Raw genomic sequence first — 20,080 nt, forward strand, 5'->3', positions numbered from 1 at the left:
AGAATATTTCAGATAACTATACCGGCCATACTATCCCGGTATAGAATCGACGCATGGTCCGATTGCCGCTCTCCCCCTCTGAAGTCGACCGCGGAAAACGCCTCGGTATGGCGCTGCGGCGCGGGCGCGGCACACGGTCGATCCTCGACACCGCTCTTGCCGCGGGCATCTCGCCCGAAACACTGCGCAAAATCGAGACGGGGCGCATCGCGACCCCGGCATTCCCCACCATCGCGGCCGTCGCCGACGTTATTGGGCTTTCTCTCGATGAGGTCTGGGCCGAAGTTCGAGAACCGGAACAGCGGCGCTCGGCCTAACGCTCCTCGAGCGGATGAACTCCATAGCGACGCAACGATAGCGCCGGGTTGGTCGCCCGCACCTCGTCCAGGCGAGCGTGCTCGATGTGAGCGACAGCGACATCCGTGCGCTCCCCAATCGTCACAAGCTCAACACCCATCGGGTCGACGACCATGCTGTTGCCGACACCAATCGGTGGGGCGTGGTCGGCAGCGGCGACAAAGACGGTGTTCTCGATCGCCCGTGCCGTGAGCAACGTGCGCCAGTGGTACTCCTTGAGCGGACCACGCACCCACTCGGCGGGCACCACGATGAGGTTGGCCCCGGCATCCACCAACCGGCGTGACACCTCGGGAAAACGGATGTCGTAGCAGGTCTGCAAACCGACCGTGAAACCCTCCCAGGCGAAGGTCTGCGGCGCGCCAATCGACCCGGGAATGACCCAGTCGGATTCGCGCTGCCCGAACGCGTCGTAGAGATGTTGTTTGCTATAGGTCGCGACAATGGCGCCGGTGGGAGCAATCGCGACGAGGGTATTCCAGAAGCGGTTATCTTCCTCGCTCGACTGCAACATGCCCGCAGCGACATGAATCCGCAAGCGCTGCGCGAGCGAGGTCAGCGCCTGCACAAAGGGGCCGTCAAGCGGCTCGGCGGCGGCGACCCAGTCTTCGCCCATCGTGGCGGTGAAGTACGACGAGTACTCCGGAAAGATCACAAAACTCGCGCCACGCTCAACGGCTCGCTCAGCGAGCTCAGTGATCCGCGCGATGTTCTCATCGCGATCATGGCCAGGAACGAACTGGGCAACGGCGATGGTCGAAGCGGGAGTCATAAGCCCAGCCTACGACCCCGCTTCCTCACTGCCCAGAGACAACGGTGCGAATACGGCTACGCGCCGCCCTCCGCAATCTGCTTGCGGTACGGCAGCAGCGCGGCCTTCATGCCAATTCCGAGTACACCGACAAGACGGCCGTCGCGGTAGTAACCAACGGCAGCCTGGTCGGTGAGGTCTCCCTCAAGCACACGGATGTCGTCATCCGACACCAAGCCCAGCAGACCGTAAGCCTGCAGTTTGATCTCGAACTGATTCGACCAGAACGACGGCATCGGAGCGAAAGGCTTAGCCACCACATCGGCGAATGATCCGTCGTCGGCGAGGTGCGCTGCGAGCACGGCGCCCGCACGCTTGCCGGTGTCGGTCGGGATGTTCCAGTGCTCGATTCGACGGGCAACGTCATCGAACATGGGGTTCGGGAAGCGAGCGATATCGCCCACAACGTAAACGTCATCGAGAGCACGACCGTCAGTCGTGACAGCGCGCATCGCATTGTCGGCGAGCATTCCGTCAGAGACGTCGAGGTTCGTTCCTTCGAGCCACTCGATGTTGCAGTGCGAGCCGACCGACTCGATCACGACATCGGCCTCGATAACGCGGCCATCGCTCAGCTCAACAGACTCAACTGCCGTCTCGCCGTGGATAGCAGCAACGTTCACGCCGGAGAAAATCTCCACGCCCTCGTCGGTAAGACGACGGCGCATTTCCTTCGCCACGAGGTCGCCCAGCGGACGCATCATCGGCTCGGCGCTCGGCGTCACAATAGTGACTTCGCAGCCGAGTTTGCGAGCGGTGGCGCTCAGTTCGCAGCCCAAGAAGCCCGAGCCGACGACAACAACGCGCGCGCCCTCGGTGAGTTCGGCGCGCAGAGCCATCGCGTCATCCAGCGACCGGACAACGTGACGACCGGCGATCGGAGCAAAATCCAAGCGGCGAGCTCGCAGGCCCGTCGCGATAACCAGAGCACGCCACTCCTGCACAGACCCATCGTCGGTGGTGAGAGTGTGCGCATCGAGGTCGACCGCGGTTGCCCGCACTCCGAGCATCCACTCGACGTCGCCCATTTCGGCACGCGACGGAAACGCCACAGCCTCGTGGGTGACCTCGCTGGCCAACACCTCTTTAGAGAGGGGCGGACGGTTATAGGGCGCGTGAAGTTCTTCACCAACCACGCGGATAGCACCGGTGTAGCCCGAACGGCGAAGAGACTCCGCCGCGCGCAGCCCACCCATCGCCGCACCGACAATAACGACCGGTGCGGCGGGGTTAGCCTCAGCCACTATTCGACGATTCGAATGGCCTGCATCGGGCACACATCAACAGCGGCTTCAATGTTGTCGCGCTCCGAGTCGGGCGCTTCGGCCACGTACTCGAGCTTGTCGTCATCGTTGAGCTTGAAGTTGTCGGGAGCCTCAAACACGCACTGGCCATAGTGCTGGCACTGGTTCATGTCGACTTCGATTTTGATCATCGCTTTTCCTCAATCTTCGACGGGTAGAGATCCTTCGACGGGGTCCGAATTCCTCGGAACTCCCAGTCGCCACCCATTGCCGTCGACATTACCTCTTCGGACTCTGTGGGCTGTGCCCCCACGTCGGTGCGGATGGCAGTCGGGCCAGTAACGATACGGTTCGTCAGCTTGCCTAGGCCTTCAACCTCGACCTCAACAACGTCGCCAGGCTGAACTGGGCGAGAGAACGCGGGTGTTCCCGAGAACAGCATGTCGCCGGGACTCAGCGTGATCGTGCGTGCAATATCGGCGACCAGGTAGTTCATGTCCCACTCCATGTTGTCGGTGTTGTCGTCTTGCTTGACCTCACCGTTCACGATGGTGCGCAATTGCTTGCCGCGGAAGTCCCAGTCCGTCACGAGACCGGGGCCAACGGGCGCGAGCGTGTCGCTGCCCTTCACTCGAAGCATGGAACCGGCATCCGTGTCGCGGAAATCGTGCAGACCATAGTCGTTACCGATCGAGTAGCCGGCGATGTAGTCGCTGGCCTGGTCGGGCGACACGTTGCGGCAGGTACGGCCGATCACGATGACGATCTCACCCTCAAAGTTCAACCACTTGCAGCCCTCGGGGCGCACGACATCACCCTTGTGAGTGTTGAGGGCGGTGACCGGCTTCTGAAAGTAGGTCGGCGCTGCGGGCAGCTTGGTCATGAACTCTTCGGTGCGGCTGGCGTAGTTCAAGTGCACGGCAATGATCTTGCTCGGCTCGGTCGGTGGCAAGTGAATTGCCTCGTCAACTCCGACCTCGCGGCCATCGCCGGCGACGAGAACATCGCCGTGACGCGTAACCTGCGTCGGGTATCCATCAAGAAGTACTCTGCGGAACTCAGTCACGAGAAAGGACCACATCCTTAGCTTTCGGGAAGCCACCTTCGGGCTTCGGGAACCAGACGTGCACCTGACCGGTGCCGATCGAATTTTCATACTCGCTGTACATGACGCCGGGAGCGGTGCAGCTCTCTTCACCAATCGCACCCGCGGTCATGAGCCAGTGGCCGAACATGGCCTCGGGGCGCACCTTCTGGAACGCGGGCATGGTTTCTAGCACCTGAGCGTGGTCGCCAGCCTTGAACCAGTCGAGACGTTCGTAGTCTGCCTCGCGGGCGGCATCCGAGAAAATGTGGGCCGGATCGGCCATCTCGTGCTTGCGCAAATCGCGCAGCTTGAAGAACGTGTGCGACAAAGCACCCGATGCGAGCAGGATGACTCGACGATCGCTCTTGGCAATCGCTTCGCCGATAGCGCGCCCCGCCCGAAGGAAGTCCTCGTCAGTCGCGGTCTGGCAGATCGAGACACTAACCCACTTCTTGTCGGGAAGGCCCTTGCCGAGGTACTCCCACAGGTTGATCGTGGCGTACATGATCGGCAGGTACTCGTCGTCGATCGGAGTGATCCAGGTGCCGTTCTTTTCGGCCTGCTCCCCCATGAGCTTCGCGAGCTCGGGGTCACCGATGAAGTCGTACGGAACACCGCTCATGCCGCGCGGCAGCTCTTCTGACGTGAACTTGCCGTGACGACGCTCGTGCGCCGTGACGACAAACTCAACCGTGGTCGCCCAGTGGCTGTCGAGCACGACAACAGTGTCGTAGTCGTCGTTCTCGAAGTAGTCCTTGCGGAGTCGTTCGAGGCCTTCAACGAGCGTTGAGTCCTTACCCTCATTAAGCTCCATACGGATCTCTTTGGGCAACATGATTGTAGGTACGTGGGCGATCAGCCCAGCGCCAACTACTTCTCCCATGACTATTCCTTCCATCCATTCGGTGAAACCACCGTGTTCTTAACATCTGCATAGAAATCAAACGACCAGGTGCCGCCCTCACGGCCAACACCTGACTTCTTGGAACCACCGAAAGGTGCGCGCAAGTCGCGCACAAAGAAGCAGTTGACCCAGATCGTTCCGGCGACGAGCTGCTTGGCGATAACGTCGGCGTGCTCGCGGTTGCCCGAGACGAGAATGGCGGCGAGACCGAATTCGGTGCCGTTCGCCATGGCGACGAGTTCGTCATCCGTCGTGAAGGTCTGCATCGTCAGCACCGGCCCGAAGACCTCCTGCGTGACGATTTCGCTGTCGACCTCGGGGTTCTTGACGAGAGTCGGCGAGAAGTAGAGCCCGCCCAGCTCTGCGTTGGGCTCACCGCCGAAGACGATGTTGGCTCCGCCGTCTTTCGCGCGGTCTACAAACCCCTTGATGCGTTCGAAGTGCACGCGGTGAACCTGCGGCCCAATGTCAGTCTCGAGATCGCGAGGGTCACCCTGGCGCAGGCTCGCGACCTTGGCCTTGAACGCTTCGGCAAAGGCATCCGCAATGTTCTCGTGAACGAGGATGCGCGTGCCAGAGAGACAGACCTGACCAGCGTTGTCGTACTGCTCAACCGCCAGGGTCGCCGCCAACTCGAGGTCGGCGTCTTCCATAACGATGCAGGGGCTTTTGCCGCCGAGTTCGAAGCTGCAGGGGGTGAGATTGTCCGCTGCTGCACGAGCGATCGACTTAGCCGTCGGTACCGAACCGGTGAACGAAATACGGCTGAGGTCGGGGTGGGCAACGAGCGAAGCGCCCGCTTCTTTGCCGTAGCCCTGAACAACGTTGAAGACTCCGGCGGGAAGGCCCGCCTCAGCGGTGATGTCCGCGAAGAGGGATGCCGTGAGCGGCGTCCATTCGGCCGGCTTGAGTACAGCCGTGTCGCCCGCGGCGAGCGCCGGGGCGATCTTCCACGTCGCGAGCATGAGCGGCGCGTTCCACGGCGTGATGAGCGCGGCGACCCCCGAAGGGTCCCACGAGACGTGGTTGTTGTGGCCGCGAGTGTCGAAGTCCGGATGCCCGAGGTCGTTCACGAGATAGTCAGCGAAGAACCGGAAGTTGTGGGCCACGCGCGGCATCACACCGCGCAGGTGGCTGCGGAGGAGCGCACCGTTGTCCATCGTCTCAACGTTGGCGAGTTCAGAGACGCGCTCTTCAACGAGGTCGGCGATCTTGTGCATGATGGCTGCACGATCCTTCGGGCTGGTGGCAGCCCATCCGGGGAATGCTGCACGAGCGGCAGCAACAGCCATGTCGACTTCGCGCTGGCCGCCGCGGGAGATTTCTCCGAGGGGGCTGGCGTCGATCGGTGACGTGTTGGTGAACGTCTCGTCTGAGGCGACGCGTTCTCCATTGATGAAGTGCCGCGTATCGACGGTCACTCCGGCTACTTGAACGTTGGTCATAGTTGTCCCGTCTCGAATCGCTCGCCGTTAAGTCATTCGGATGCTAATGACTTACCTTAGCGAGTGATTCGACCCCAAACAAGCGTTGGAGACGACAGAACTCTAAAAAAAGCTGAATTACCTAGGGCTTGGGCTCAACGCCTGCCGTCATGAGGCGCAGCATGTCGGCAAGTTCCTCGCGGCGCTCCGGCGCGACCGGGCCCGTCACTGCCTGCTCTTGCAGGTTGAAGGCCGGGAACAACTCAGTCATGAGTTCGCGACCACGGTCGGTGAGCTTCACAACGACAAGACGCCCATCGGCATCGCTACGCTCGCGCGTCAACCAGCCGCGGCGCTCGAGCGTCGTGAGCACTCCCGTGAGAGTGGCCTTAGAGAATCCGCCCTCGAGTGCAATTTGGCGAGTTTCGATGGGCTCCCAGATCCATGTAACCCACAACACCACGAATGCCGTCCACGACAGGTTGTGCTCTGAGAGCACGGTGCGCTCGAAGTGGTTGCGCACGGCGTTCGCAGCACGAAATAGGTTCGACGCAACAGCCATCGCGGAGTAGTCGAGCGGCAGGCCGCCGACTCTCGCCTGCACCTGGCGTTCGGTTTCAGTCAGTGTGTGTGGTCCGGCCACGGAGGGTCCCCTCGCTCGCGTTTAGCTGCGGTTACTCTATCGAACCCCTGCCACCCAGAAAGATTTGACGCGAATACTCGCGGAAACTTGATCGGGTACCGTATTGTTTGTATCCAAACAACCCACGGAGGATTGAGTTGACTTCAATGGCGAACGTCACCCTGGCAGACCTAGATCTGTTCGAAAATGGCACACCCTGGAACGTGTTCGACAAGCTTCGGGCAGAGGCTCCGGTGCACTGGTCAGAGGAACCGGCACCCAACCACGGCTTTTGGTCGCTCACCCGGTACCACGACATCGTGTCCGTGCTCCGTGACACCGAAACCTTCTCCAGCGAGCGCGGTACGGTCAACCTCGAAGAGCTCGACGACGAACAAATTGAAGCCCGCAAGTCGATGCTCGAGACCGACGGTGTTCGTCACCGCGCGCTTCGCCGCCTCATGCAGGGCGAGTTCACTCCCCGCGCAGTCGCCGGCTACGAAACCTTCCTCCGCGGCCTCACCGCCAGCACCCTCGATGCCGCTTTCGCGAACCCTGAGTTCGAGTTCGTCGACCAAGTGGCCGCCGACTTCCCGATCCGTGTTCTCGCCAAAATGCTCGACGTGCCTGACACCGACATTTACAAGCTGATCGACTGGGGCAACCGGATGATCGGAAACGACGATCCGGAACACGCTGACGTACTCGCAAGCTCCGCCGCGAGTGAAGAGTTCCGTCTTCTGCCCTTCCGCTCTCCCGCTGCTCGAGAGGTCTTCGAGTACGGTAACGACCTCGCCAACCAGCGTCGCGGCAAAGACGGCAACGACCTCGTGTCTCGCCTCGTCAACCAGACCCCGATGGACGGCCAAGAGCTCAGCGAGCGCGACTTCAACAGCTACTTCTTGCTGCTCGTCGTTGCCGGCAACGAAACCACACGCCACACCATTACGCACTCCATGAACTACCTCATGGACAACCCCGACCAGATGGCACTTCTGCAAGAGAAGCCCGAGCTCATTCCATGGGCTGTTGAGGAGTTCCTGCGCATGGCCAGCCCGGTTTACCACTTCCGTCGCACTGCGACGAAGGACACCGAAATCAATGGTCAGGCCATCAAGGAAGGCCAAAAGGTTGTCACGTGGTTCGCCGCCGGAAACCGTGACCCCGAGATCTTCGAAGATCCTTACAAGATGGATGTCACCCGTAACCCGAACGAGCACATGGCATTCGGTCGCGGTGGCCCGCACATGTGTCTCGGAAACTCACTGGCGCGCCTTGAGATCCGTATTATGTTCGAGAACCTGTTGCCCCGAATCTCGGGAATGACGAAGCTCAGTGAACCTGACCGTCTGCGCAGCAACTTCGTCAACGGAATCAAACGACTCCCGGTACGCGTCGAATTAGCAAAGTAGGCACATGAGCGAGGTAGTTGCATGAGTGAGGTACGCCCACAAGGCAGACCCCACGCGGTATGGGGCGACGAGACTGAAGTAGTGCAGCTCGCCCTCGACTGGACCTCCAAAAGAATGGTCCGCGAAACCGATCCGTTCTCGACAGCACGGCCTGCGGCCGATCTGGCGGCAGCGGTTGGTCAAGCGATCCGCCCGGAGGGTATCGGCGGCGCAGAAGCGCTCCGGATTTTCGACGAGATTCTCGAGCCAGCAACGCGGGCTCAAGATGACCCGCTGAACCTCGCTTACATCGCCGCCGCGCCCACTCGGGCGGCCGTCGCCTTCGACCTCGTCACCAGTTCTGCCAACATTTTTGGTGGGCTCTGGGAGTCCGGTGCTGGCGCCGTCTTTGCCGAGAACCAAGCACTGCAGTGGATCATCGGCCTGCTCGATTGGCCTGAGACCGCTGGCGGCACATTCGTCTCCGGCGGCACCTCGGGCAACCTCTCGGCGCTCATGACAGCCCGCGAAACCGCCAAGACACGTCGGGGCGGTCGCCCTGCTGGCGGCTGGCAACTGGCGTACACCTCCAACGCTCACTCGTCGATCAACTCGGCCGCGAAAGCGCTCGACGTTGACCGGGTTGACGTGCCCATCGATGACCGCGGACACATGACCGGGGCAGCGCTGCGCACCGTTCTCGAACAGCACCCGAACGTGTTTGCGGTGGTCGCATCCGCCGGAACAACTAACGAGGGCCTCGTCGACGATCTGGCCGACATTGCCGACGTCTGCGAAGAGTTCGGTGTCTGGATGCACGTTGACGGCGCCTACGGTGGTGCGGGGCTCGCCGCCCCGAGTATCCGCCACGTCTTCGATGGCATCGAACGAGCGGACAGCTTCATCGTTGACCCGCACAAATGGCTCTTTGCCCCCTATGACTGCTGCGCGCTAATTTATCGTGAGCCCGAGCTTGCCCGGGCCGTGCATTCTCAGCACGCCAGCTATTTGGATGCCATCGACCGCAACGAGTGGAACCCCAGCGAGCTCGCTCTGCACCTCTCGCGGCGCGTGCGCGGGCTCCCGCTGTGGTTCAGCCTTGCGACCCACGGCACCGACAAGTATCGGGACGCGATCGAAGCCTCGGTGTCGACCGCTCGCGAAGTCGCCCGCGCAATCGACGCGACGGACTACCTTGAACTCGTGCGTGAGCCCGAGCTCTCAGTGCTGCTGTTTGTGCGTACCGGGTGGACGGCAGAACAATATTCCGCCTGGTCGAAGCAGGTAGCGCACGATGGCGTAATTCTCTGCGTGCCGACGAAATGGCGCGGCCAGACTGTGCTGCGGCTAGCATTCGTGAACCCTGACACCGAAGCATCCAAGGTGATGGCGGCGTTGGAGACCCTGCGCTAGGGCACACTGCGGTAGCTTTGCCCCACGGCGATGACGCCGACCGTGCACGAAGGGCGTGACGAGATGAACACCACTGTTTCTTTGACCGAGCTTGCCGCAATGGAACTGGCGAGCGCTCTCGCCTCGAACAACGGTCGAAGCGCCGTGACGGTATGTGGTGGGCGCGATGCCCAGCTCAGGCAGACAGTGATGGCTTTGCGGGCCGGTGAAGGCCTCTCGGAGCACTCAAGCCCCGGCGAAGCGACCCTTCAGGTTCTTACGGGCAGCATTACGCTGCGCACCACCGATGAGTCGTGGCACGGCACAGCCGGAGATCTCATGCCGATTCCCGCTGAAGTTCATGCGGTGGATGCGCTCGAAGACTGCGCTTTTCTGCTGACAGTGGTGAAAGCTCAATAGGCTGCACGCCTGCACGCCTGCACGGCTGCTCGCCTACTCGACTGCTCCTACTCGGCTGCACGCCGGCACGTAGCTCGCTAGCCGAGCTTGGCGACGCGGTCGAGGAAGGCATCCACGAGTGCCGCGGTCCGCTCGGCGGCACGGCCTTCTTCGTCACGGGTTTGAGCGATCATGATCGCCGGATTCTGCCCGCTCGCGATCACTTCATCGATGCCGCCCTGATCGAGCCAGCCCTCCAAAATGTCCGAGTTGAGTTCGGGATGAAACTGCACAGCCAAGCTGCGGCCGTAAGTGAATGCCTGCGGCGCTATCGGGTTGCGGGCGATTTCAACGGCGCCTTCGGGCATCGTCCACTGGTCATAGTGAAACTGAAACCAGGGTCCGTTCGAGACGAGCGAGGTGTCGTCGCTGTAAATCGTTTTCCAACCGATTTCTGATTGAGCGCCGCGGGCAACCGTGCCTCCGAGCGCTCGCGCGATGAGCTGGCCACCGAAACAGATGCCCAACACCGGGATGTCCGCCTCGATGGTGGAGCGCACCCACTCCAATTCTGGAGTCAGCCAGTTGCCAATGCAGCCGTCATCCCAGGCGCCCCACGGAGCTCCCATCGGGACGACGAGGTCGTAGCCCGAGACATCCGGAAATTCAAAATTAACGTTCGGGTTCTCAAAATTCTCTTCCGTGACAACCATGATCTCGTCGATTTCAAAGCCACGTTCCCGCAGGCGATCGCCCACTAGACCGCTGGCGGTGACGTGATCGTGTTGCACCAAGAGGGCTCTCATCTGTGTACCTTTCCGGTAAATTTCTCGCGATGAGTGGACAGCCACACCGCTATGTGGCTTAGTATCTCACTAATCGTTCAGTGCCGAACGATTTATTTTTCGGAGGAAGAATGACTCTCGACATAGCAGCACTCCAGACAGACCTGCAGGCAAAAGGGATTGATGTTCTGCGCCTGATCTTTCCGGATGTGCTGGGAATTACCCGCTCCAAAGATCTTCTCGTCAGCCAATTGCACCGCGCGAAGTCTCCCCTGTTTTGCCAGGGCGTCTGGGTAACCACCACCGGCGGTGGCGTACTCGACGGAAACGACATCATGTCGTCTGGACTGCCCGACCTTCTCACTCAGATCGACCCGAACACCCTCACGATGATGCCGTGGGAGCCCGGAGTTGCCCTCGTCATCGGCGACGCCTTCAACCCCGACCACAGCGTCAGCCAGATCGCACCCCGCTCGGTACTGCAGAAGGTCATCGCCGAATACGCCGCCCTCGGCCTCACCCCCACCGTGGGCCCCGAACTTGAGTTCTACATCGCCAACTACGACGAAGAGAACGGCTGGAGCCGCAGCCTCAGCCGCACCGGTCGCGTCTACACCACGGGTGAACACGTCGACCCCGGCGGAGAATTCTTGAACCTCATGCGCATGCTCGACGGCATGGACATCGGCGTCTTCGCTGGCAACCACGAATTCAGCCCCGCGCAGTACGAGATCAACCTCTGGCACAGCGAGGCACTGGATGCCGCCGACCGCACTTTCCTCTTCAAGACTGCGGTGCGCGACATCGTCGCTCGCACCGGCAAGCACGCCCTCTTCGTGGGCAAGCCCTGGGACGACGAGGGTGGCAGCGGATTCCACCTGCACTTCTCGGTCGTCGACAAAGATGGCAACAACATCATGTCGGATGGCGGCTCTGGGCTCTCAGAGATGGCCAGCCACATGATCGGCGGCATCCTCGAACACGCTGGCTCACTCGCGGCGCTCTCGAACCCCACCGTCAACGCCTACAAGCGCCTCGGCCCCGACACTCTGGCGCCGTACCGCGCCAACTGGGGCCACGACAATCGCAGCGCGATGCTGCGGGTTCCGCCCGAGCGCGGCGCGGGCACGCGACTGGAAGTTCGCCTCGGCGACCCGGCGGCGAACCCGTACCTGCTCATCGCCTCCACTCTGGCTGCCGGCCTCGATGGCATCAAGCGCAAGCTCACGGCCCCTGCAGCGGTCGCGGGTTGGGCTTACGAAGACGAGTCGGCACCGATCTTGCCGATGACCCTCGACACCGCCCTCGACGCTCTCGACGCCGACACGGTGATGCGCGAGACCATGGGCAGCACCGTCATCGACGTATTTACCGTGCTCAAGCGTGACGAAGTGATGCGCTACGAAGATGCCGTCTCAGATAAGGCAACTCGCGACGTGAGCCAGTGGGAGATCGACGAGTACTTCGCCGACTACTAAGCCGGTAACGGTCTACGACACAGAAAAGCCCCGCCGAACGAATCGGCGGGGCTTTTCTGTGTGCCGCTGTGAGCGGCAGTGTCGACTGCAGCAGCGAGCGGATGCCGGCTGCCGCAGTCGGGCGCTTAGATCGCCTGTGAGCGGTCTTCTACGAGTTCGCCACCGTTGAAGGTGACTCCGATCTCGCGGTAGTACCCGCCGAGAATCTCTTGCACGGGAAGGATCGAGTGCAACTCATCCCACTGCGAGTCACCGAGGTGGAGTTCAGCGTCGCCCTTCCAGGTCTCACCGATTTCGACATCCGTGCCGCCCATGGTGATGAGCTGGTCGAGCGACATGCCGCCGTCCTTGCTGATGGAGGGCATGAAGCGGCTGTGCAGCATCTTGTGGCCATTGACGAAGCCATTGCTTTCGGCGGGCTCGCGCAACGTGACCACGGCAGAAGCGAGGCGGTGGTCGTAGGCCGCGATGGAGGCACCGAACTGGCCGCCGTTCTCGAGCTTGGGAGTGGCCTTTCCCTTGTTGAAGACTCGCGTAACGGCAATGTTGCCGAGCTTCTTGGGGTAGCCCTGGAACCAACCGCGACCGATAGCGAAGTCTTTGTTGACCCAGATGGCGACGCAGCGGCTGTAGACGATGCCCTTGTGGGAGCAGCGCACCACCATGAACGCTTCGAGGTACTGGGCGCGCACGGGGTCGAGCAGTTCGAGGCCGCCTGTGCTGCAGGACTGCCAGTCGGCCCAGACAATGGCTACGGCGCCAGGTTGCTCGGGAGCGAGGTCAATATCGTCAGGAAGGATCGCACGTACGTTGGCTGGATCGGTCAAGTACTCGACAGTGAGTAGCGTTCCCGAGTAGTACCAGGGCATCTTCGGCACGAGCGAACTCGACCCTTGCGGAGTGAGTGGAGGAAGGAATCCATTGAGTTCGGTCATGCGCCAGAGTGTAGCCCAAAACGGTTCGTATCCGAATGAATTTCTCAAAACGCTTGACTAAGAGACCCTGTCTTCGCCATTGTTGAACGCAACTCGTTCGGATACGGACGAACTGATTTAGAACTCAACGAGGAGTTTCACTATGGCGCTTGACCAAAAATCCCAGGAAAGCCCCGATCGCACCCTGCGCAAAGGGCGACTCGGCGTAATCGGAATCGTCTTCTTTGTCGTGGCTGCAGCAGCGCCGCTTCTCGGAATGACCGGTGCCGTGCCCGTGGCGATCGTTCTCGGCAACGGCGCAGCCGCCCCCGGCGCTTACCTCTTCGCCGGTATCGTCTTGCTTCTGTTCAGCGTGGGCTACGCGGCGATGAGCCAGCGGGTCACCAATACCGGTGCCTTCTTTGCCTACATCGGGCGCGGACTCGGACGTAACGCGGGAATCGCTTCCTCGTTCGTTTCGGTTCTTGCCTACCTCACCATCCAACTCGCCATTTATGGCTTCTTCGGCGGCCTTATGGCCGTACAGGTTGGTCTTCTCCCCTGGTGGGCCTGGACTCTCCTCGCTTGGATCGCGGTCACCGCACTTTCGTTGCTGCGCGTCGATATCGGAGCCAAGGTGCTCGGTGTGCTGATGCTCTCCGAGCTCATCGTGCTTGTGATCGCCGCTGTCGCGATTCTCGCCGACGGTGGCCCCGAAGGCCTCAACTGGGGCGCTTCGTTCTCCCCTGACCTGATCCTCGCCGGTGGCCTTGCCGGTTCTGCTGGAATCGCCTTCGCGTTTGCGTTTGCGTCCTTCATCGGTTTCGAAGCAACCGCCATCTACGGCGAAGAAAGCATCAACCCCAAGCGCGCCGTACCGCGCGCCACCTACCTCGCTGTTGGCCTCATCACCGTGCTGTTCGCCTTCACCGCTTTCGCCCTTGTCACCGGCATGGGCGCCTCGAACGTGATCGACCAGACACTCGAACGCTCAGCCGGTCTCGAAGACCCGGCCGCGGTGCTCTTCACTCTCGCCAGCGAATACGTCGGACCGTGGCTTGCAACGCTCATGAGCATCCTCGTGCTCACGAGCATGTTCGCCGGGCTCCTCGCGTTCCAGAACGCCGCAAGTCGCTACCTCTTCGCCCTCGGCCGCGGTGGCGTGCTGGCGAGTTCGGTGGGAACCGTGAATGGTCGCGGAGCCCCCGGTCGCGCATCCATCATCGTGTCGATCATTAGCGGTGTGGTGATTGTGCTTTTCGCTGCATTCCAGCTCGATCCCATCGGCAACATGTTCTTCTGGTTCAGCGGCCTCGCCGTGGTGGCGATCGTGCTGATCGAAGCGCTCGTCTGTGTTGCGATCATCCGCTTCTTCCTGCAGAACAAGGGAACCGAGAACATCTTCGTCACCATGATTGCGCCGATTCTGGCCTTCATTGGTCTCGTTCTCGCCGAGTACCTGCTGATGTCACGCTTTGGCCTGCTCGCCGGTGACCTCACTCTCGCTGCTGGAGTCGACCCCACAGTGACCGCCTTCGGCCTCAACGCCTTCGGCTGGTTCCTCGTGCTGTCGCCGTTCATCGCGTTTGTGATCGGCTACGTCGTCTCGCTCGTTCGCAAGAGCCTCAACGAAGAACTGCTGCAAGACGTCATCTCCTAAAGTGCCAAGCGAAGGGCCCCAACACTGTCGTGGTGTTGGGGCCCTTCGTTGTTAAGAGATGTAAAGCAGGTACTTCGAGTGGATGCCGCGGCTAGGGCGTTGCGCCAGTAGCAACAGGGCGCTTCGGCTGGTTCGACCAGGCCGACCACGAGCCGGGGAAAAGTGCCGGAAGAAAACCGGCAACAGTGAGCGCAAGCGCATCGTGCGCAGCGGTCACGCCCGAACCGCAGTACACGCCGACGGCGCGATCGACGCTCACGCCGAGGTTTTCGTAGCGCTCCCGCAGCGTCTCGGCGTCTAAGAACTGGCCATCGTCGGTGAGGTTGCCTGAGGTCGGCGCGCTAATCGCCCCGGGAATGTGACCGGCGCGCGGATCGATCGGCTCGGTCTCGCCGCGGTAGCGCTCCCCCGCGCGCGCATCGAGCAGCACGCCGGTTTCGGCTAGAGCGGCAGCGTCATCCGCATTCAGAACGGGCTCGTTGCCGGCGCTGAGGGTTGCGGTGCCGGGAACAATTGCCGCCAGGTCGTCGGTGCCGGCGGAGAGTGGATGCCCGGCCGCCGTCCACGCGGAGAGCGCGCCGTCGAGCACCTGAACATTCTCGATACCCATGTAGCGCAGCAGCCACCAAGCGCGGCACGCGGCGAGGCTGTTCCAGTCGTCATAAACGACGACGGTGTCGCCATCGTTGATTCCCCAGCGGCGCACGGCGGCCTGAAACTCCTCGACCGTGGGGAGCGGATGACGCCCCTCATGAGGTTCACCGTGACGCGCGAGCTCGGTGTCGAGGTCAACGTAGACAGCCCCGCGGATGTGTCCGGCTTCGTAGAGCGGCAGGCCGGCGGGTCCGCCAAGGCTCCACCGCACGTCGAGAACGCGCACGGGAGCTCCGCCCAACTCGGCGGCGGTGAGCAGCGCGTCTAGTTCGTTCGCGGTGACGAGGGGGTGAGGCATCCGAGGCTCCGATCGTGGGGAACTTCAATGATGACATTCGCAGCCGCACAACGTCGCCGACGCCTAGCTGCGCCTACCTGCGCCAGTTCCTGGGGCCCGCGACAAGCCGGCGAAGACGATTCGTTTCAGCAGACGCGTCACCACTCAGTCGCGTAATCGCGCGTGCCGCTCCCGTTCCTTCTCGTTTTCCTTCCTGCTCTGCAGAAATCGGGCATACGCTGAAGGCATGCTCACCCCACCTGAAGCCGCGAAGATTCCCACGGAACGCCTCCAGCATGGCGACCACTACGTCGACAATTACGAGTGGATGCGCGACAAAGAGAGCCCCGAGACCCTCGCGCATCTCCATGCCGAGAATGCCTTCACCGCGGCGCGCACGAGTCACCTCAGTGTGTTGCAAGAGCAAATTTTCGAAGAGATCAAAGGCCGAACGCAGGAGACCGACCTAAGCGTTCCGGTTCGCCGCGGCCAGTGGTGGTACTTCAGCCGCACCGAAGAGGGAAAGCAGTATCCGATCCATTGCCGCGCACCGATTGCAGGTGACGATGACTGGACTCCCCCGACGATTGCCGAGCCTGTTGCTGCTGACACTGGCGCGGATGCTGCCGCGGTTCCCACGACTCTCCCCGGCGAGCAGATCCTTCTCGACGACAACGTCGAAGCTGAGGGTCACGACTTCTTCAGCCTGGGCTCATTCTCGCTGAGCGACGATGGCACGTTGCTGCTCTACGGCGTCGACATCGAGGGCGACGAGCGTTACACGTTGCGCGTGCGCCAGCTCGGTGAGGCTGCTGCGGCGAGCGCGGGTTCGGCGAATGCTTCCGACGCTGATCCTGTCACCCGCTTCAGCACCGCCGATGACCTTCCGGACGAGATTCCGGGCACCGCGGGCGGCGCGCTCTTGGATGCCACAGGCAAGTACGTCTTCTATACGACGGTGGATGATGCCTGGCGCCCCGATACCGTCTGGCGCTACGAGCTCGGCACTGCTGCGGCATCCGCGGTGCAGGTATTTCATGAGCCCGACGAAAGCTTCTGGGTGGGCGTTGGTCGCTCACGCAGTGGCAAGTATCTGGCGATCGAGGCCGGTTCACGCCTGACGAGTGAGACGCGACTGCTCGACACGAGCGATCCGACCGGCGAGTTCGAGGTTGTCTGGCCGCGCGAAGTGGGCGTCGAGTACGACGTTGAGCACGTGGTGGTGGGCACGCAAGACCGTCTGCTGATTGTGCACAACAAGGATGCGATCAATTTCGAGCTCGTGAGCGTCGCTGCGGCCGACCCTCTCGGCGAGCGCCGCGTGATCCTCCCCCACAACGAAGCCGTGCGCCTCGAGGGTGTAGATGCCTTCAAGGACTTCGTGGCGATCGAGTACCGCCGCGAGGGACTCACACGAGTGGCAGTTGCGATCGTTCCGAAGCATGGTGGGCGCTACGAAGACATTCCCCACGAGCTCAAGTTCGACGACGAACTCTTCACCGTGGGCCTCAGCTCCAACCCCGAATGGAATCAGCCGAGCATCCGTCTCAGCTACGGCAGTTTCGTGACCCCGACGATCGTCTACGACTACCTCGTGGATGACAACGAACTGGTCGTTCGTAAACAGCAGCCGGTGCTTGGTCACTTTGAGCCCGCGCTGTACACGCAGCGTCGGGAGTGGGCCACCGCGTCCGACGGCACGCGCGTGCCTATCTCGCTCGTCTACCGCAACGACCTTGTGGCACCTGGAACCCCGGCGCCGACGGTGCTCTACGGCTATGGCTCGTACGAGATCAGCATCGACCCGGGCTTCACCGTTGGCCGCCTGAGCCTGCTCGACCGCGGCATGGTGTTCGCTGTCGCGCACGTGCGCGGCGGTGGTGAGCTGGGCCGCACTTGGTACGAGGGCGGCAAGAAACTCCACAAGCGCAACACGTTCACCGACTTTGTCGCGTGCGCCCGTCACCTCATCGACATCGATGTTACGTCGAGTGATCGTCTCGTTGCCGAGGGCGGAAGCGCCGGCGGCCTGCTCATGGGTGCCGTCGCAAACCTGGCCCCACAACTGTTCTCGGGTATCCTCGCGGTCGTTCCGTTTGTTGACCCGCTCACGTCGATCCTCGACCCCTCGCTACCGCTGACGGTCATCGAGTGGGACGAGTGGGGCGACCCCCTCCACAACGAGGAGGTGTACCACTACATGAAGTCGTACTCCCCGCTCGAAAACGTTCACGACACCCACTACCCGCGCATTCTCGCGGTGACCTCGCTCAATGACACCCGGGTGCTCTACGTCGAGCCCGCCAAATGGGTTGCTCGCCTCCGCGAGGTGGGAGCGGATGCGCTGCTCAAGACCGAGATGGCGGCAGGCCACGGCGGCGTCTCCGGCCGCTACGACGCCTGGCGCGAGCGTGCTTTCAACTACGCGTGGATGGTGGATGCGACGCGCCCCTCAGCGCACTGATCGAGGGCGTGCATGCAGCGCCTCAGCGAGCGTTCGCAAGATTGTGTCTCGCAATCGCAAGCACGATTATCGCTGCCACAGGGATCACCGCGAGCAGCACCGGAGTACTGAGCCAACTGGTCGTCAACGCTAGGCTCAGCACGCCAGTGAGCAGCAGTGCATCCGCCTGCCACATCATGACGAGGGCGCCCGACAAGTCGCCCGCTGGAGTCGGAATCGGCGCGAGCAGTTCGAGAGGCATCTGACCCTTGGTGGCGTTCATGATGCGAATGGTCACAATGAACAGCGCAAACGCCAGCGCCACGACGACGCTCGCCGGTGACCCGCCGACGGCGAGAGCGGTGAGCGCTCCGGCGCCCACGAACACGAGCACACTCACCACCGGCAGCGCTGCGTGCAATGCGATCTCTCTCGCAACGCCAAAGCCATAGAGCGGCAGTGCCACAGCAGTGTCAGCGGAATGGTGAAAGCCGTCGCTCCAGACTCCAAGCGCAAGGAACGCGATGACACCGCCGAGGAGCGCCGGCGCCCACGCCACCGTTGCGGGAACAGCGCTGATGCTGGCAAGCAAGAACCCTGCAACGGTCAGGGACAACGCGGCCAGGATCGCACGTTCGGGAGTGCGCAGAGAGCCGACGACATCACGAACAAGCATCAGAATGGGCGTTGGTACGACTTGCACCGATCGCCACTGGCGCCCCAGCGTGGGCAACGCGCGGAATTGCTCAAATGCTCCCGCAAGGTCAGCGGATGCAGTGAACGTAGCGGCACTCGTCCAGCGCTGCGCTTGAGCGCTCAGCTCGGAACCACGGATGCCGTCCAAGAGTTTCGGCACCGCCAACGATGCTGCGAGCACCGCGCTCGCAAGCGCGGCGAGCATCGGCCACGGCGCAGGCCCGGAGCTCGGGTAGAGCAGCGCGAACCATCCCCACGGCGTCACGAGCAACCCGCCCGGAATGACCGCGGCAATGAGCGAGACCACTGCAAGCGCGGCAGCAATCCGTTGCGACGAGCGCGGCGGAAGACTTTGCCCGCCCAGCCACGCGATCCCGGCGAGAATGCCCACGAGCACCGTCGCCGCCACGAACACGGCTACGGACAGAGCTGACGCCGCTCCCGCCACCGCGAGCGCGGCGGAGAGAACAAGGGCAAGCGCAACGAGAACACCCACGAGTTGAGTTGTCGAGGCGAGAAACGGTCGCCGCAGCGTCTGACGACGAGGCAGATGATTGCTCGCGACGACGGCACTCCGAAACGGATCCACAAGCGCGGGGCCGCGAATGCGCCCGAGCACGACGAGTGCAGCAATTAGCAGCCCCATCGCGGCCGAAAGGACGGCGGGTGCGGCTGCGCTCCCCAAGAAGGCCACGATCTCGGGCGATGCGAGGCCGAGAATCGCCATTCGGATCACGGGCACGCCAACGATCAGCAGCACCATCAGCGCCACGTAAATCGTGTATTTGAGGTCGCTCTCGCTCTGGGCCTGCTGGTCGCGACGCAGTTGTCGCAAGCGCCGAAGAGTGGGGTCGGATGCCACTACGAACGCTTCAGAGCCACAGTGCGGTCGCTCACCGCAGCGATCAATTTCGCATTGTGCGAGGCGAATAGCAGTGTCGTGCCATTAGCAACAAGCCCCCTCAGGATGCTGGCTACTTGTGCTCGGCGTTCTTTGTCGAGTCGCTGTTCCGGCTCATCGAGCAAGAGCACGTCGAAGGGCCGCGCCACTGCGAGCGCCAACGAGAACATCTGTGTCTGCCCCGAGGAGAGCTCGTGGGCGAAACGTGTGCGCAAGCGAGTAAGGCCGAAATCGTCGAGCAGTGCGGTCGATCGCTCACGTGACGCTGCGACCTCCGCGCCCCACGAGACGCCGACCATCGTGAGTTGTTCGTCAAGCGTGAGGTCCCGGGCGAAAGAGGTGTGGCCGATATGACCAGCCACCATACGGCGAAAAGCCGGGCTTCGCTCATCCACTGGCAGCTCACCAACGTGCGCACTGCCCGCAGTCGGCGGCACCAGGCCAGCGAGAACCCGCAGCAGCGTTGTCTTACCAGCACCGTTCGCGCCAGTGATTGCGACCGCAGTTCCGGCGAGGATATCGAACGAGACAGGTTCGAGCAGAGCAACATCGTCGATGCTCACCGTGAGGGAATCCACACGAACCGCGGATGACCGCTCGAGCCCGAGCGCTGCATCCGCGTCATGAGAATTCCCCATGAA

General features: G+C 62.2%; 19 protein-coding genes. 7 read left to right on the plus strand and 12 right to left on the minus strand.

What is annotated here, in order from left to right; genetic code table 11:
- Positions 1–53: 53 nt before the first annotated feature.
- Positions 54–317, plus strand: a complete 264-nt coding sequence (locus tag ACWTV3_RS09730; RefSeq protein ID WP_498478020.1) for a helix-turn-helix domain-containing protein — start codon at positions 54–56, stop codon at positions 315–317.
- Here the strand turns inward: ACWTV3_RS09730 and ACWTV3_RS09735 are convergent.
- From ACWTV3_RS09735 to ACWTV3_RS09765, 7 genes are all read right to left on the minus strand, one after another.
- Entirely contained in the window at positions 314–1,129 is an 816-nt protein-coding gene (locus ACWTV3_RS09735; RefSeq protein ID WP_498478021.1) for a carbon-nitrogen hydrolase family protein, read from the minus strand. The genes ACWTV3_RS09730 and ACWTV3_RS09735 overlap by 4 nt on opposite strands.
- A 56-nt stretch (positions 1,130–1,185) precedes the next feature.
- On the minus strand, positions 1,186–2,412 hold the full coding sequence (locus ACWTV3_RS09740) for an NAD(P)/FAD-dependent oxidoreductase (RefSeq protein WP_498478022.1): 1,227 nt from the start codon (positions 2,410–2,412) through the stop codon (positions 1,186–1,188).
- The gene (locus ACWTV3_RS09745) at positions 2,412–2,603 is read right to left on the minus strand and encodes a ferredoxin (protein ID WP_009774276.1); all 192 of its coding nucleotides are present in this window, start codon (positions 2,601–2,603) and stop codon (positions 2,412–2,414) included. The genes ACWTV3_RS09740 and ACWTV3_RS09745 overlap by 1 nt, the downstream gene beginning before the upstream one ends.
- Positions 2,600–3,478, minus strand: coding sequence for a fumarylacetoacetate hydrolase family protein (locus ACWTV3_RS09750; RefSeq protein ID WP_100389798.1), 879 nt, complete (start codon positions 3,476–3,478; stop codon positions 2,600–2,602). The genes ACWTV3_RS09745 and ACWTV3_RS09750 overlap by 4 nt, the downstream gene beginning before the upstream one ends.
- On the minus strand, positions 3,471–4,382 hold the full coding sequence (locus tag ACWTV3_RS09755) for a DODA-type extradiol aromatic ring-opening family dioxygenase (protein ID WP_498478023.1): 912 nt from the start codon (positions 4,380–4,382) through the stop codon (positions 3,471–3,473). Before ACWTV3_RS09755 ends, ACWTV3_RS09750 begins: the two co-directional genes overlap by 8 nt.
- Before the next feature lie 2 nt (positions 4,383–4,384).
- On the minus strand, positions 4,385–5,848 hold the full coding sequence (locus ACWTV3_RS09760; RefSeq protein ID WP_498478024.1) for an aldehyde dehydrogenase: 1,464 nt from the start codon (positions 5,846–5,848) through the stop codon (positions 4,385–4,387).
- A 121-nt stretch (positions 5,849–5,969) separates the two neighbouring features.
- The gene (locus tag ACWTV3_RS09765) at positions 5,970–6,470 is read right to left on the minus strand and encodes a MarR family winged helix-turn-helix transcriptional regulator (protein ID WP_498478025.1); all 501 of its coding nucleotides are present in this window, start codon (positions 6,468–6,470) and stop codon (positions 5,970–5,972) included.
- A 146-nt stretch (positions 6,471–6,616) separates the two neighbouring features.
- Between ACWTV3_RS09765 and ACWTV3_RS09770 the strand changes: the two genes are divergently transcribed.
- The 3 genes from ACWTV3_RS09770 to ACWTV3_RS09780 all read left to right on the plus strand — a co-directional run bounded on the left by ACWTV3_RS09770 (position 6,617) and on the right by ACWTV3_RS09780 (position 9,652).
- Entirely contained in the window at positions 6,617–7,861 is a 1,245-nt protein-coding gene (locus ACWTV3_RS09770; protein ID WP_498478026.1) for a cytochrome P450, read from the plus strand.
- Between the two features lie 81 nt (positions 7,862–7,942).
- Positions 7,943–9,253, plus strand: a complete 1,311-nt coding sequence (locus ACWTV3_RS09775; RefSeq protein WP_498478027.1) for a pyridoxal phosphate-dependent decarboxylase family protein — start codon at positions 7,943–7,945, stop codon at positions 9,251–9,253.
- Between the two features lie 63 nt (positions 9,254–9,316).
- Positions 9,317–9,652 (plus strand): cupin domain-containing protein, encoded by a 336-nt coding sequence (locus ACWTV3_RS09780; RefSeq protein ID WP_498478028.1) that lies wholly within the window; start codon positions 9,317–9,319, stop codon positions 9,650–9,652.
- 77 nt (positions 9,653–9,729) lie between these two features.
- Here the strand turns inward: ACWTV3_RS09780 and ACWTV3_RS09785 are convergent, their stop codons facing one another.
- The gene (locus tag ACWTV3_RS09785; RefSeq protein ID WP_498478029.1) at positions 9,730–10,437 is read right to left on the minus strand and encodes a type 1 glutamine amidotransferase; all 708 of its coding nucleotides are present in this window, start codon (positions 10,435–10,437) and stop codon (positions 9,730–9,732) included.
- 110 nt (positions 10,438–10,547) lie between these two features.
- On the opposite strand from ACWTV3_RS09785, the gene ACWTV3_RS09790 reads away from it, so the two are divergent.
- Positions 10,548–11,894, plus strand: a complete 1,347-nt coding sequence (locus ACWTV3_RS09790) for a glutamine synthetase family protein (protein ID WP_498478030.1) — start codon at positions 10,548–10,550, stop codon at positions 11,892–11,894.
- Positions 11,895–12,019: 125 nt separating this feature from the next.
- On the opposite strand, the gene ACWTV3_RS09795 is transcribed toward ACWTV3_RS09790, so the two are convergent.
- Positions 12,020–12,829 (minus strand): acetoacetate decarboxylase family protein, encoded by an 810-nt coding sequence (locus tag ACWTV3_RS09795; RefSeq protein WP_498478031.1) that lies wholly within the window; start codon positions 12,827–12,829, stop codon positions 12,020–12,022.
- A 142-nt stretch (positions 12,830–12,971) separates the two neighbouring features.
- Here ACWTV3_RS09795 and ACWTV3_RS09800 point away from each other — a divergent pair, with 142 nt between their 5' ends.
- Positions 12,972–14,468 carry an APC family permease gene (locus ACWTV3_RS09800; RefSeq protein ID WP_498478032.1) on the plus strand — a complete coding sequence of 499 codons (1,497 nt, stop codon included), beginning with the start codon at positions 12,972–12,974 and terminating at the stop codon, positions 14,466–14,468.
- 91 nt (positions 14,469–14,559) lie between these two features.
- Here the strand turns inward: ACWTV3_RS09800 and ACWTV3_RS09805 are convergent, their stop codons facing one another.
- Positions 14,560–15,420, minus strand: a complete 861-nt coding sequence (locus tag ACWTV3_RS09805; RefSeq protein WP_498478033.1) for a sulfurtransferase — start codon at positions 15,418–15,420, stop codon at positions 14,560–14,562.
- 226 nt (positions 15,421–15,646) lie between these two features.
- Here ACWTV3_RS09805 and ACWTV3_RS09810 point away from each other — a divergent pair, with 226 nt between their 5' ends.
- Positions 15,647–17,863: a S9 family peptidase gene (locus tag ACWTV3_RS09810; protein ID WP_498478034.1), complete on the plus strand. Its 2,217-nt coding sequence runs from the start codon at positions 15,647–15,649 to the stop codon at positions 17,861–17,863.
- Positions 17,864–17,885: 22 nt separating this feature from the next.
- Here the strand turns inward: ACWTV3_RS09810 and ACWTV3_RS09815 are convergent, their stop codons facing one another.
- Together ACWTV3_RS09815 and ACWTV3_RS09820 are read right to left on the minus strand one after the other, a co-directional pair.
- Positions 17,886–19,400 (minus strand): hypothetical protein, encoded by a 1,515-nt coding sequence (locus ACWTV3_RS09815; RefSeq protein WP_498478035.1) that lies wholly within the window; start codon positions 19,398–19,400, stop codon positions 17,886–17,888.
- Entirely contained in the window at positions 19,400–20,077 is a 678-nt protein-coding gene (locus ACWTV3_RS09820) for an ABC transporter ATP-binding protein (protein WP_498478036.1), read from the minus strand. The genes ACWTV3_RS09815 and ACWTV3_RS09820 overlap by 1 nt, the downstream gene beginning before the upstream one ends.
- Between the last annotated feature and the right edge of the window lie 3 nt (positions 20,078–20,080).

The organism is Salinibacterium sp. AL4.1, assembly GCF_059767305.1.

Coding starts and splice junctions, on each gene's coding strand:
- ACWTV3_RS09730 (WP_498478020.1), top strand. CDS start 54: ATGGTCCGATTGCCGCTCTCCCCCTCTGAAGTCGACCGCGGAAAACGC.
- ACWTV3_RS09735 (WP_498478021.1), bottom strand. CDS start 1,129: ATGACTCCCGCTTCGACCATCGCCGTTGCCCAGTTCGTTCCTGGCCAT.
- ACWTV3_RS09745 (WP_009774276.1), bottom strand. CDS start 2,603: ATGATCAAAATCGAAGTCGACATGAACCAGTGCCAGCACTATGGCCAG.
- ACWTV3_RS09755 (WP_498478023.1), bottom strand. CDS start 4,382: ATGGGAGAAGTAGTTGGCGCTGGGCTGATCGCCCACGTACCTACAATC.
- ACWTV3_RS09760 (WP_498478024.1), bottom strand. CDS start 5,848: ATGACCAACGTTCAAGTAGCCGGAGTGACCGTCGATACGCGGCACTTC.
- ACWTV3_RS09770 (WP_498478026.1), top strand. CDS start 6,617: ATGGCGAACGTCACCCTGGCAGACCTAGATCTGTTCGAAAATGGCACA.
- ACWTV3_RS09780 (WP_498478028.1), top strand. CDS start 9,317: ATGAACACCACTGTTTCTTTGACCGAGCTTGCCGCAATGGAACTGGCG.
- ACWTV3_RS09785 (WP_498478029.1), bottom strand. CDS start 10,437: ATGAGAGCCCTCTTGGTGCAACACGATCACGTCACCGCCAGCGGTCTA.
- ACWTV3_RS09790 (WP_498478030.1), top strand. CDS start 10,548: ATGACTCTCGACATAGCAGCACTCCAGACAGACCTGCAGGCAAAAGGG.
- ACWTV3_RS09795 (WP_498478031.1), bottom strand. CDS start 12,829: ATGACCGAACTCAATGGATTCCTTCCTCCACTCACTCCGCAAGGGTCG.
- ACWTV3_RS09800 (WP_498478032.1), top strand. CDS start 12,972: ATGGCGCTTGACCAAAAATCCCAGGAAAGCCCCGATCGCACCCTGCGC.
- ACWTV3_RS09805 (WP_498478033.1), bottom strand. CDS start 15,420: ATGCCTCACCCCCTCGTCACCGCGAACGAACTAGACGCGCTGCTCACC.
- ACWTV3_RS09810 (WP_498478034.1), top strand. CDS start 15,647: ATGCTCACCCCACCTGAAGCCGCGAAGATTCCCACGGAACGCCTCCAG.
- ACWTV3_RS09820 (WP_498478036.1), bottom strand. CDS start 20,077: ATGGGGAATTCTCATGACGCGGATGCAGCGCTCGGGCTCGAGCGGTCA.